Origin of the sequence: Streptomyces sp. NBC_01116 (assembly GCF_041435495.1) — a bacterium.
Taxonomy (GTDB): domain Bacteria; phylum Actinomycetota; class Actinomycetes; order Streptomycetales; family Streptomycetaceae; genus Streptomyces.
In genome coordinates this window covers 592,153-603,983 of sequence record NZ_CP108644.1, presented here as the reverse complement: position 1 = coordinate 603,983, position 11,831 = coordinate 592,153, and the positions used below count along the sequence as shown (strand labels likewise).

Below are 11,831 nucleotides of genomic sequence, written 5' to 3'. Positions count from 1 at the left end.
GGGCCCTAAGCCCCCCTGCGCGGACGCCCGCCGGCCGGTCCACTGGAAGGGACCGGCCGAAACTGCGGGCGGCGCCGAGAGATCAGCGGGAGGACAGGCCGTGCCCATGAGGTTGCTGGACATGGCGCAGAAGCGGAACGGGATACGGGACCGGGATGGTGCCGCCCCCGGTGCGGACGGTGGTATCGCGGCGGTGTCCCAGAGCCGGATCGGCAACTGGGCACTGGTCGGCGGCCTCGCGCTGCTGACCGTACTCGTCGTGATCCTCGATATCAGCACCGGCAACGACCTGCGGGTCGTGCCGCTGCTCGTGGTCGTCCCCGCACTGGCCTCCGTCTTCTGCAGCCTCCGCCAGACCATCTGGATCGCGGTGTGGATCACCACCGTCGTCGTCGGGTTCCGGGCCGGGGCGGACGGCACCTTCTGGGACTTCGTCTTCGGCATCGGATTCGCCGTACTGGCCTGTGCGCTCGGCGTCGCCGCCTGCGCGGCACGCATCCGGCACGCGATCGAGATGGCACGGCTGCGGTCCGCCGCCGTCACCCTCCAGCGCCAGATCCTGCGGCCGCTGCCGGTCGGTACCGACCACGTCGTCGCGCACGGGCTCTACGAGCCGATCGAGGAGGACCGCTTCGTCGGCGGAGACATCTACGAGGTCGTCGAGTCGCCGTACGGGACCCGGGTGATCATCGGGGATGTCCAGGGCAAGGGGCTCGCGGCCATCGGCGCCGGATTCGCGGCCATCGCCGCGTTCCGTGAGGCGGCCATCCGCGAACCCACGCTCACGGGAGTGGTGGGCGCGCTGGAGGACGCCGTCGTCCGGCACAACGCGTTCTCCGCCCAGACCGGTGAGGCCGAACGGTTCGTGACCGCGCTCGTCCTCGGGTTCGACGAGGGCGGCCGGGTGGAGGCCGTGAACTGCGGGCACCTGCCGCCGCGCCTGCTGCACGAAGGCCGGTCCTCGGCGGTCACGCTCCACCGGACGTACGTCCCCCTCGGCCTCGCCGGACTCAGCCGGGAGACCCGTACGACCGAGTCCTTCGACTTCCCGCCGGGCGCGACGCTCCTCGTCGTCACCGACGGGGTGACCGAGGCCCGCGACGCCGCCGGCGGCTTCTACCCGCTGGACGAGCGGATCGGGGCCTGGACCGGGCAAGGGCCGCGTGAACTGCTCGACGCGCTCCACGTCGACCTGGAGGACTTCTCCGGAGGCGTCCGGCGCGACGACGTCGCCGCGCTCGCGCTGCTGCGCACCACCGCCGACGTCACACGGCGGCCCGCGGTCGCAGGTGTCGCGGTCCTCGGCGACACCGCTTCCGGCGCTGTGCTTCCCGGCGCTCCCGCTCACGCTCCCGGCGCTGCCGCCGACGCGGGCGACAGCGAGAGCGAGTGGCGCATCGCCGCGGTCTGAGCGCGCGCCGCGAGTCCGTGCAAACGCGCCGAGCACGCGCCGAGCACCCCTGATGCCCCATAAGGATGTCCCCACGAGACGAATGTCGCGTGGGGACATTTTCAGGTGTACGGTGCATGTATGACTCCGGAACGGAAGATCCCGGAACGGCGCGGCCGCAAGGCGCGCCGCACCCGCGACACCCTGGCGCAGGCCGCGTTCGAGCTGGTGCTCGACCGAGGGCTGCGGAACGTGACGGTCGAGGAGATCGCGGAAGCCGCGGACGTCGACCGCCGTACGTTCAGCCGGTACTTCACGAGCAAGGAAGCCGCCGCCCTCGACTCCCTGCGGGGCGACGGCGACCGCATCAACGCGGCCCTGCGCGCCCGCCCGGCCACGGAACCCCCGCTCCTCGCCTACCGGCGTGCCGTCCTCGACTGGCTCGCCGATCCCGCGGCGGAGCCCTGGCACCGCCGCCCCCGGATCTTCGACCTGCTGGTCGTCGCCGAGGAGGAGCCGACCCTCTACGCCGTCTTCCATCACATCCGGGTGGACGCCCAGGAGGACTCGGTCGCCATCGTCGCGGACCGGCTCGGCGTCGATCCGCGGCAGGACATCCGACCCGCCGTGACCGTCGCCGCGGGAGCGGGCGCGCTGCTCGCCGCCCAGGCCGCCTGGGTGCGCGGGGGCCGGCCGGACGCCCTGCCCGCACTGGTCGCCGAGGCGTTCGACGCGCTCGCCGCCGACCTGCTCGGAGAGCCGCGTCCCGCTCCGGACCAGCGCCACGTCTCCAGCGGCGTTACTGGCACCAACAGCACCAACAGCACCAACAGCACCACAGAAGAAGCAGAAGAAACCGAGGCAACCTCATGAGCACCGAGCACAGCTCCACCCCCGCAGCCGAGTCGAAGACCGAAGCCCGGACCGAGTTCGCCGGCCGCACCGCCCTCGTCACCGGCGGCGCCTCCGGCATCGGCCTCGCCCTGGCCCGGCGGCTCGCCGCAGGCGGCGCGGCGGTCGTCGTCGCCGACTACGACGCGGAGAGCGCGCGCAAGGCCGCGGCCGAGCTGGAGGGCGCCGGAGCCAGGGCCGCCGCCGTCGCGATGGACGTCACCGACCCCGCCTCCGTCGAAGCGGGCGTGCGGTTCGCGGTGGACACCTTCGGCGCCCTCCACCTGGCCGTCAACAACGCCGGCATCGCGGGCCCCAGCAGCCCCACCGGTGAGTACCCGGTCGAGGACTGGAACCGCGTCGTCGCCACCAACCTCAGCGGCGTCTTCCACTCGATGCGCTACGAACTGCCCGCCATCGTGGCGGCCGGCGGCGGCGCGATCGTCAACATGTCCTCCATCCTCGGCACCAACGGCTTCGCAGGGTCGCCCGCCTACGTCGCGGCCAAGCACGGCGTCGTCGGCCTCACCAAGACCGCCGCGCTCGAATACGCCGGGAAGAACGTCCGGATCAACGCGGTCGGCCCCGGCTTCATCGACACCCCGCTCCTGCGGAACACCGACCCGGCGGCCCGCGAGCACCTGATCTCCCTGCACCCGGCCGGACGGCTCGGCACCGCCGAGGAGGTCGCCGAACTGGCCGCCTTCCTGCTCTCCGACAAGGCCTCCTTCATCCACGGCAGCTACCACCTGGTGGACGGCGGCTACTCCGCCCCGTGACGGAGCCCGAGTGGCGCGCGCGGAACACGGGGGCGACAAAAGAAGCACGGGGCGACAGAGCGAACCGAGGAAGAAGCGAGGAGACCCCATGAAAGCCGTTCAGTACCGAGCCGTCGGCGCCGCCCCCGAGGTGGTCACCGTCCCGGACCCCGAGCCCGGCCCCGGCCAGGTCCTGCTGAAGGTCACCGCCGCCGGCGTCTGCCACTCCGACATCGCCGTGATGAGCTGGCCCGCCGACCAGATCCCCTTCCCGCTGCCCCTCACCCTGGGGCACGAGGGCGTCGGCACGGTCGCCGCCCTCGGTGACGGCGTCGAGGGCTTCGGCGTCGGCGACTCCGTCGCGGTGTACGGGCCCTGGGGCTGCGGCACCTGTGTGAACTGCGCCGAGGGCAAGGAGAACTACTGCCTGCGCGCCAAGGAGCTCGGCATCATGCCGCCCGGACTCGGCGCACCCGGCGCGATGGCCGAGTACATGATCGTCGACGATCCCCGCCACCTGGTCCCGATCGGCGACCTCGACCCGGTGAAGACGGTGCCCCTCACCGACGCCGGGCTGACCCCGTACCACGCGATCGTGCGCTCCCTGGCGAAGCTCGTTCCCGGCTCCACCGCCGTCGTCATCGGCACCGGCGGCCTCGGCCACGTCGCGATCCAGCTGCTGCGCGCCATGACGGCCGCCCGGGTGATCGCCCTCGACGTCACCGAGGACAAGCTCGCCCTGGCCAGGACCGTCGGCGCCCACGAAGCCGTCCTCTCCGACGAGAAGGCGGCCGCCCGCGTCGTGGAACTGACCGGCGGACTCGGCGCCCATGTGGTCCTCGACTTCGTCGGGGCGCCGCCCACCGTGGCGACCGCCGGAGCCGTCGCCCGCGTCGACGGCGACGTCACCATCGTCGGCATCGGCGGCGGCGCGCTCCCGGTCGGCTTCGGGACGCTTCCGTACGGCGCCAACGTCTGCGCGCCCTACTGGGGCTCACGCAAGGAGCTCGCCGAGGTCCTCGACCTGGCCCACGCCGGAGCCGTGGACGTCCACGTGGAGACGTACTCCCTGGACGAAGCCCCGCTCGCCTACGAGCGCCTCCACGACGGCCGGATCAACGGCCGGGCGGTCATCCTCCCCGGCGGCTGAACCTCCCGGCTCCCACCGCCGAGCGTTCACACGTCCGCCCTCGTCGCCCAAGGTTCACCGTCGGCCCCGACGGTTGCCCCGGATCCTTTCCGGCGGCAACCGCCGGGGCCGACGCGGACCGAGAACAATCCCCGGCGTCGGGAGGCCGACCCCCGTTAAACTGTCCGACATGGGTTCGTACAGCTACTACTTCTTCCGCTGATTCCCGGCCGGGACGGCCGCACCGCGCGCACCGCGCGTCCCTCCGAGACGCCCCGGTGACCTCGACGTCACCCCGCGCGCCCGCCGCCGTCCCCTTCGCCGTCCGGCATCCACGCCCCGCCGCCGCGCCCTCGCGCGCGCCTCCGCGGGCCGTCACCCAGGGAAAAGGCACCCATGCACCCCCAGCGCGACCGCGCTCAACTGGCCATGAAGGACGTCTCCAAGGCGTACGGGGACCGCTCCGTACTCGACCAGGTGACCCTCACCGTCCGGCCCGGTGAGAAGACCGCCGTCATCGGCGAGAACGGCTCCGGAAAGTCCACCCTGCTCCGGCTCCTGGCCGGAGCGGAACGACCGGACACCGGTGAGCTCACCGTCCGCTTCCCCGGCGGCGCGGGCTATCTCGCCCAGACCCTCGACCTCGACCCGACCGACACCGTGCAGGACGCGGTCGACACGGCCCTCGCCGAACTGCGCGACCTCGAACACCGCATCCGCGAGGCGGAGGCCGGCCTCTCGCAGAGGAAGCCCGGCGACCCGGGGCCCACCGACGCGAAGCTCGCCGCGTACGGAGACCTCCTCACCGCCTACGAGGACCGCGACGGCTACCGGGCGGACGCCCGCACCGAAGCGGCCCTGCACGGCCTCGGCCTCGCCCACCTCACCCGCGATCGCGCCCTCGCCACGCTCTCCGGCGGCGAGCAGTCGCGGCTCGCCCTCGCCTGCGTCATGGCAGCCGCCCCCGAACTGCTCCTGCTCGACGAGCCGACCAACCACCTCGACGCCCGCGCCGTCGGCTGGCTGGAGGAGCACCTGCGCGCCCACCGGGGCACCGTCGTGGCGATCACCCACGACCGGGCGTTCCTGGAGCGTGTCACCTCGGTGATCCTGGAGGTCGACCGGGACCTGCGCACGGTCACCCGGTACGGCGACGGCTGGGACGGCTACCGCACCGCCAAGGCCGCCGCCCGCCGCCGCTGGGCCCAGGAGCACGAGGAGTACCTGGCGGACCTGGCCCGCACCGAGGAGCTCGTCGAAGCGGCCGGAGCGCGGCTCGCGGCCACCGGAGGAGACCCGAAACAGGGCTTCGGCAAGCACCGCCGCTCGCACGAGGCCAAGCTGTCCGGCCAGGTCAGGGCCGCCCGGACCCGGCGGGACGCCTTGCGCAGGTCGCCCGTGCCGCCCCCGCCCCGCCCGCTCGCCTTCACCGGCCGCCCGGCCGTCGTCGAGACCGGCGCGGGGGACGGGGCCGGTACGGCGGACGCGACCGGCACCGGTACCGGCACCACGGCGGACGGAACGGGCACCGGAACCGCGAACCGTGCGAGGACGCTCGTCGAACTGGACGCCGTCTCCGTCGGGGACCGCCTCCGTCTCCCCTCCCTGCGCGTGGAGTCGGGAGCCCGCCTCCTGGTGACCGGTGAGAACGGGGCCGGGAAGACCACCCTGCTGCGGGTCCTCGCGGGTGACCTGGCCCCCGACGCGGGCACGGTCACCCGCCGGGCCCGCATCGGCTACCTCCCGCAGGAACTGCCCGCACGCCCGACCCGGCGCACCCTGCTCGCCACCTTCGCGGCGGGCCGCCCCGGCTTCCCCGACGAGTACGCCGATGAACTCCTGGCCCTCGGCCTCTTCCGCCCCGAGGACCTCGACGTGCCCGTCGCGTCCCTCTCCGTCGGCCAGCAGCGCAGGCTGGCCCTGGCCCGGCTGGTGACCAGGCCGGCCGATCTGCTGGTCCTGGACGAGCCGACGAACCACATCGCGCTGAGCCTGGTGGAGGAGCTGGAACAGGCCCTCGACGAGTACCCGGGCGCGGTCGTCGTCGTCTCGCACGACCGCAGCTTCCGGGCCCGCTTCACCGGCGACGTACTGGAACTGCGGGCAGGCCGCCCGGCGGGCGCGGCGCCGCTCTACGCGTCGGGGGAGGCGGTGCTCCCGCGCACCTGAGCGCGCAGCCGGTCGGCGAACACCCGCTGGCCGACGATCAGCCGCTCGGCGGCCTGCTCCGGCGTGCACCAGGCGAACCGGTCCATCTCCGGGAACTCCTGCTGCACGCCGGACCCGCGCGGCCACTCCATCGTGAAGGTCCCGGGCACGACGGACTCCACGTCGAGATCCGCCTCCAGGGCCCAGGCGGTCACCGTCTTGCCGCTGCGCTGCCGCGACTCGCCCAGCGCGATCCACTCGCCCGGCGGGACCGGCAGGCCCAGCTCCTCCACGAACTCCCGGCGGGCGGCGGCCTCCGCGTCCTCCTCCGGCCCGTACTCGCCCTTCGGCACCGACCAGGCGGCCGCCTCCCGGCCCGCCCAGAACGGCCCGCCCATGTGCCCGATCAGCACCTCGACATCCCGCCCGTCCACGCCCTCCACGACCCGGAAGAGAAGGAGCCCCGCACTGCGCCTGCCTGTCGACATGTCGTCAAGTCTGCGGCGGCGCGGTGCGGGGCGCCACGCGGGCCCGGCACGATCCGGCGAAAGGCGCTACGTCTTGCGGTAGCCGTACGCCTCCGAGGCCGCGGCCTCCACCGCCGCGAGGTCGCCGCCCGCCGAGGCGGTCACCACGGCGGCCACCGCGCCCTCCACGAACGGCGCGTCCACCAGCCGCGTGCCCTCGGGCAGCTCGTCGCCCTCGGCGAGCATGGCCTTCACCGTGAGGACCGCGCTTCCCAGGTCCACCAGGACCGCGACCCCCGCACCCCGGTCCACCGAGGCGGCGGCCCGGCCGATCAGCTCCGCGCTCGTCCCGAGCCCACCGTCGGGCAGCCCGCCGGCCGGGGCGACCGGTGCGATGGCCCCTCCGGCGGCGAGACCCCGGGCCAGCTCGGCGACCGACTCGGCGACGGGACCGCTGTGGGAGACCAGCACGATGCCCACCTGCCGTCCGTCGCTCATGCGTCCGCTCCGTCCGCCGCCGTCGCCGCCAGGGCCTCGACCAGCAGGGCGGACGAGGTCGCGCCCGGATCCTGATGGCCGATGCTGCGCCCGCCGAGATAGCTGGCCCGGCCCTTGCGCGCCTGCAACGGCACCGTCGCCTCGGCCCCCGCACGAGCCGCGTTCGCGGCGCCGTCGAACGAGGTGGCCAGGGCCTCCGCCGCGGGCAGCAGCGCGTCGAGCATCGTCTTGTCCCCGGCCTGGGCGCCGCCCAACTGCCCCACCGCCGAGACCCCGGCCGCGAACGCCTGGGCCAGCTGGTCCTGGGTCACCTCCGCGCCGTCCCCGAGAGCCTTGCCCGTACGGCGCAGCAGCGTCCCGTACAGCGGTCCGGACGCCCCGCCCACGGTCGAGATGAGCTGCCGTCCGGCCAGGGTGAGCACCGCACCGGGAGTGGCGGGGGAGTCCTTCTCCAGCACCGCCGTCACCGCCGTGAAGCCGCGCTGGAGGTTGCTGCCGTGATCGGCGTCCCCGATCGCCGAGTCCAGCTCGGTCAGATGGTTCGCCTCACGCTCCACGGATGCCGCGACAGCGGCCATCCAGCGGCGGAAGAAGTCGGTGTCGAGCACATGATCTCCTGTTCCTCGGTCCCGCCCGGAACGGACCGTTCCGGGCGGCGGCACGTGCCGTACGGCCGACCCGTACGGCGGACCCGCACCGGTGTCGCACCCGGTCACGGGATCCCGCCGGCGCTCAGCGGCCCCAGCGGAGCGCGGCCGTCCGCACGGGTGCGTCCCACAGGCGCAGCAGCTCCTCGTCGACCTGGCACAGCGTCACCGAACAGCCTGCCATGTCGAGCGAGGTCACGTAGTTCCCCACGAGCGTACGAGCCACCGGGACGCCCCGCTGGGACAGGACCCGATGGACCTCGGCATTGAACCCGTACAGCTCCAGCAGGGGGGTCGCCCCCATGCCGTTCACCAGCGCGAGCACCGGGCCGGTGGGCCGCAGGTCCTCCAGCACCGCGTTCACGGCGAAGTCGGCGATCTCCCCGGACGTCATCATCGGCCGTCGCTCACGCCCCGGCTCCCCGTGGATGCCGATGCCCAACTCCAGTTCCCCGGCGGGCAGATCGAAGGTGGGGCTGCCCTTGGCCGGAGTGGTCACGGCGCCCAGCGCCACCCCGAAGCTGCGCGAGGCCCCGTTCACCTGCCGTGCGACGGCGGCCACCCGCTCCAGCGGAGCGCCCTCGTCCGCCAGGGCTCCGGCGATCTTCTCGACGAACAGCGTCGCTCCCGTACCGCGCCGCCCGGCGGTGAACGTACTGTCGCTCACGGCCACGTCGTCGTCCACCACCACCTGGGCGACCTGAATCCCCTCGTCGTCGGCGAGTTCGGCGGCCATCTCGAAGTTGAGCACGTCACCGGTGTAGTTCTTGACGACGAACAGCACCCCCGCCCCACTGTCGACGGCTGCCGCGGCCCGCAGCATCTGGTCGGGCACGGGGGAGGTGAACACCTCTCCGGGACAGGCGGCCGACAGCATTCCGGGCCCGACGAACCCGGCGTGCAGCGGCTCGTGCCCGGAACCGCCCCCGGAGACGAGGCCGACCTTCCCCGCCACGGGCGCGTCCCGCCGCATGACGACCCGATTCTCCACATCGACGGTCAGCTCGGGATGCGCGGCCGCCATGCCCCGCAGAGCATCGGCGACCACGGTCTCCGGGACGTTGATCAGCATCTTCACGTCTGTCTCCTAGCGAACCTAGCAAAGCCTTGTTGACCTGCGTCTTCCCTGACGGGAAGAGGTGTGACGAGTTCTTGGTCCTGGCGGCCCCGACGCCGGCTGTTTGACGAGTTTCCCGACAGGCTGTCAGCCTGCTGGCGTGGTGTTGGTGAGTGATCGGCCGGAACGGGTGTGCTCCCACGATCCTGCCGAGGAGCCGCGTTCGATGCCATCTGCCGAACGAGTTGCGAAGTTTGATCCGGACAGTGGATGCATTGAGTAGGGCCGGAGCGTGGCCCGGGCCCCTGAAACCACATGGAGGCGACGGCCACCGCAACCGAAGCGACAACGGCGAGACTCCTGGAGGGATTTTGCCGCCTTCCCCGGGATCTGGCCGCGCACCTGCTGCGCCCCCGGGTACAGCAGGTGATTCAGGCAGCGGCCGAGGCCGGCGGTCTCGGGCCACGCCAGGAGGCCCAGATGGCAGCGTGGAAGGCTCGCGCGGGCCTCAACAAGCCGGCCCCGGTCCAGACCGAAGCGCCCCGCGCGTCGGTCGAACAGCCGCGTCGGCGCCCGCAGCCGCACAAGCAGATCGCGCGGCGCCACTGGAATGTATCAAGCCGCTACTACGACGTTCGGGCGGCCGCCGAACGCGCCGGGCTGACCCGCATCGCCCCGCCGGCGGCCGCACCCAGCGGCTGGACCGTACGGCATGAGGGCAGACGCACGCCGACGCGTTACACCGGTCACGCAGGGGACCAGGAGGCAAGAACGGGCGGGCTTGCGGGCGGTGACCTCCATGTCGATGCCGAGGGTTGAGGCGTGCTCGACGCGGTGTTGGCGGTAGCCGCCGTCGACCCACGCCTCCACCACCCCGGAGGCCACCGCGGCCGTCGTCACGGCGCAGCTCGGCTACCCGGCCCGCACCGCCCTCGCCGCCGCACAGAACCGGACGGCACCCAGCGCATCTGTGCGAGCCGGGACGTGACGCCTCAGCCGTGATCCCTCTGGGGTTCCCGGGCTGCCCCGGGTCCCGCGGCTCAGAGCCGCTTCTCCTCGTAGCACTTCCACTGCTCGTCGACGTCGTCCTTCCGACCCACTGCGTCGCGGGACTGGTAGTGCCAGCTGCATACCAGTGTCGGATCGACAGCAGTACGGCAAATCCACTTGTGCGGCGGACTGGACAGGGCCTTGACGTTGTGAGCCTGCTTGTACTTGTCGCGGCAGTACTCTGGCAGGTTGTCGACGCCCTTCTCCGTATTGCGCCCGGAAGCCGTGACGCACACGCCGGTGTTCGGGTCGTCGGGGTCGGTGAACTTCATGGTGTCGCCGCCCCTGTCGAACCGTTTGTCGCAGGCATCTCCCAGGTCGATCAGGGATTGGCAGCCCATCCCCTGGGTCCCCTTGAATCCGTACGAGGTGCAGTAGCCGCTCAGGTCTACGCCACCCAACTCCTTTGTCACGGTTGTCCGTTGGGACATCAGGTACCCGCTGATCGTGAGCCCCGTGGCGACCGCGCCCACCACCACGAAGACCAGGATCGCCTTCCACCATTTCTTGCCTGAGATCCAGGCCGGCCAGCGGATCCGCCGCGCCTCCAGAATGATGGTGATGATTCCGGCGACTATGCCGACCAGTACGCCTATGGTGCCGAGTGTCGCGATCGTGAGGTCAAACACCCCGTTACCCCCCGCAGTAGCACCAGCGTCCGATGCGGTGCCCCACTCTCTTACTGAGTCAGTGTTGCGGCGTCAAGGTATTGAGCAAACATCGGAACGCAGGGGCCGGGACAGCGTTCCGGCGTGGGACCGTCGGGGCAGCTGGTGTTCCAGGTCCGGGTATCTCCGTAGGGCGCGGTGCGCACCTCCTCGATCGGCTGGGCCGCCTGACCTGCCACCCCCGCGCAAGGTCCGCCCCGGCACTGGAGCTGCCGGGGCGGACCTTCCGCATGTCAGCCCGCACGACCGTGGCCGGCGCGCGAACACGGCCAGGGCGGTGCGGACCCAAGAACGGCTGTGCGGGGCCGCCCAGGCGGGTCAGGGGGGCGTGCCATGCGACGGCCAGAGCCTGCGCTCAGAGGGCCGACGCGGGGTTCTGTGTGGCGTCGAGCTGGTCGAGTGCCCGTACGGGGCCCCGATCAGCCGGGCCCGGTTCTGCACCCTTGCGTGCCTGCGTCCAGCAGCGTGCGAAGGACCACGGGTATCGACTGGCCGTTCAGTGCCGGTAGGCCGGCGGCCACACGACGGGGCTCACTCCGAGGAGGTCTCGTCCCGGCCTTCGAAGACGCGGCGTGCGGAAGCACCTTCGTCGTCGATGAGTCCGCCGCTTTCCGGGGAGAACACGGCACCGCAGTGTTCGCACAGCTTCGCCGTTCCGGCGGGAGTGCCACATGCCTTGCAGAACCGCTGGTTTCCTTGTGCCTCTGATATCCCTGTCATGGCCCTCCTCAGTGGTGATTGGCTTCGCCGGGTACCCGTATATGGAGGGACGATTCAGCCCGGGACGGGTGGACGGGTGGTGGTCGCCGCGTGTGCCGCCCTCGGCGCCTCGATTTGGAGCCTGCCCGGCCCACGAGCCAGGAGTGGGCCGCCGCGCGCTACGGTGTTCGGCGAGCCCGAGGGTCGGCGAGTCGGTCCCCGTAGAAGCATCCGGCCTGCGGACAGGGCCTGTACGGGCGCACCACGGCCTCGTCTCCTACCTGCCGCCCCGTGTCGCTCCGCTGTGCATGGCCCGGTTCGAAAGGAGGACTGCTCCGGCTGGGCCATCGATGGGCCGGGAGCGAACACGGATCTTCTGTCCCCGGCACGCCTGTACCCGTGCCCGGGGACCAAGGGGCCCGCGCATAC

At 72.4% G+C, this 11,831-nt stretch carries 12 protein-coding genes and 1 pseudogene; 6 read left to right on the top strand and 7 right to left on the bottom strand.

The genetic code is table 11. The annotated features are described in order from the left end of the window. Nucleotides 1-121: 121 nt before the first annotated feature. The 5 genes from OG245_RS02430 to OG245_RS02410 all read left to right on the top strand — a co-directional run bounded on the left by OG245_RS02430 (nucleotide 122) and on the right by OG245_RS02410 (nucleotide 6,337). Complete coding sequence (locus tag OG245_RS02430) at nucleotides 122-1,411, top strand: PP2C family protein-serine/threonine phosphatase (RefSeq protein ID WP_371627788.1); 1,290 nt, start codon at nucleotides 122-124, stop codon at nucleotides 1,409-1,411. A 120-nt stretch (nucleotides 1,412-1,531) separates the two neighbouring features. Further along, nucleotides 1,532-2,263 (top strand): TetR family transcriptional regulator, encoded by a 732-nt coding sequence (locus tag OG245_RS02425; protein WP_371621880.1) that lies wholly within the window; start codon nucleotides 1,532-1,534, stop codon nucleotides 2,261-2,263. Then, complete coding sequence (locus OG245_RS02420) at nucleotides 2,260-3,060, top strand: SDR family NAD(P)-dependent oxidoreductase (protein ID WP_371621879.1); 801 nt, start codon at nucleotides 2,260-2,262, stop codon at nucleotides 3,058-3,060. Before OG245_RS02425 ends, OG245_RS02420 begins: the two co-directional genes overlap by 4 nt. Nucleotides 3,061-3,148: 88 nt before the next feature. Then, a complete protein-coding gene (locus OG245_RS02415) occupies nucleotides 3,149-4,189 on the top strand; it encodes an NAD(P)-dependent alcohol dehydrogenase (RefSeq protein ID WP_371621878.1) in 1,041 nt (346 codons plus the stop codon). Between the two features lie 375 nt (nucleotides 4,190-4,564). Further along, a complete protein-coding gene (locus OG245_RS02410) occupies nucleotides 4,565-6,337 on the top strand; it encodes an ABC-F family ATP-binding cassette domain-containing protein (protein ID WP_371621877.1) in 1,773 nt (590 codons plus the stop codon). On the opposite strand, the gene OG245_RS02405 is transcribed toward OG245_RS02410, so the two are convergent. From OG245_RS02405 to dhaK, 4 genes are all read right to left on the bottom strand, one after another. Further along, nucleotides 6,301-6,804 carry an NUDIX domain-containing protein gene (locus OG245_RS02405; RefSeq protein ID WP_371621876.1) on the bottom strand — a complete coding sequence of 168 codons (504 nt, stop codon included), beginning with the start codon at nucleotides 6,802-6,804 and terminating at the stop codon, nucleotides 6,301-6,303. The two genes, OG245_RS02410 and OG245_RS02405, sit on opposite strands and share 37 nt — an antisense overlap. Nucleotides 6,805-6,870: 66 nt before the next feature. Next, nucleotides 6,871-7,281, bottom strand: a complete 411-nt coding sequence (locus OG245_RS02400; RefSeq protein WP_371621875.1) for a PTS-dependent dihydroxyacetone kinase phosphotransferase subunit DhaM — start codon at nucleotides 7,279-7,281, stop codon at nucleotides 6,871-6,873. Further along, the gene (gene dhaL, locus OG245_RS02395) at nucleotides 7,278-7,889 is read right to left on the bottom strand and encodes a dihydroxyacetone kinase subunit DhaL (RefSeq protein ID WP_371621874.1); all 612 of its coding nucleotides are present in this window, start codon (nucleotides 7,887-7,889) and stop codon (nucleotides 7,278-7,280) included. Before dhaL ends, OG245_RS02400 begins: the two co-directional genes overlap by 4 nt. Before the next feature lie 124 nt (nucleotides 7,890-8,013). Continuing rightward, nucleotides 8,014-9,006 carry a dihydroxyacetone kinase subunit DhaK gene (gene dhaK / locus OG245_RS02390; protein ID WP_371621873.1) on the bottom strand — a complete coding sequence of 331 codons (993 nt, stop codon included), beginning with the start codon at nucleotides 9,004-9,006 and terminating at the stop codon, nucleotides 8,014-8,016. Between the two features lie 294 nt (nucleotides 9,007-9,300). Here dhaK and OG245_RS02385 point away from each other — a divergent pair, with 294 nt between their 5' ends. After that, nucleotides 9,301-9,804 carry a hypothetical protein gene (locus OG245_RS02385; protein ID WP_371628100.1) on the top strand — a complete coding sequence of 168 codons (504 nt, stop codon included), beginning with the start codon at nucleotides 9,301-9,303 and terminating at the stop codon, nucleotides 9,802-9,804. On the opposite strand, the pseudogene OG245_RS02380 reads toward OG245_RS02385, so the two are convergent. The 3 genes and pseudogenes from OG245_RS02380 to OG245_RS02370 form a co-directional block, all read right to left on the bottom strand. Continuing rightward, nucleotides 9,763-9,858 (bottom strand): annotated as a pseudogene (locus OG245_RS02380) (IS5/IS1182 family transposase); the annotation flags it as partial. The gene OG245_RS02385 and the pseudogene OG245_RS02380 overlap by 42 nt on opposite strands. 167 nt (nucleotides 9,859-10,025) lie before the next feature. Next, complete coding sequence (locus tag OG245_RS02375; RefSeq protein WP_371621872.1) at nucleotides 10,026-10,664, bottom strand: hypothetical protein; 639 nt, start codon at nucleotides 10,662-10,664, stop codon at nucleotides 10,026-10,028. Nucleotides 10,665-11,234: 570 nt separating this feature from the next. Next, the gene (locus tag OG245_RS02370; RefSeq protein WP_371621871.1) at nucleotides 11,235-11,423 is read right to left on the bottom strand and encodes a hypothetical protein; all 189 of its coding nucleotides are present in this window, start codon (nucleotides 11,421-11,423) and stop codon (nucleotides 11,235-11,237) included. Between the last annotated feature and the right edge of the window lie 408 nt (nucleotides 11,424-11,831).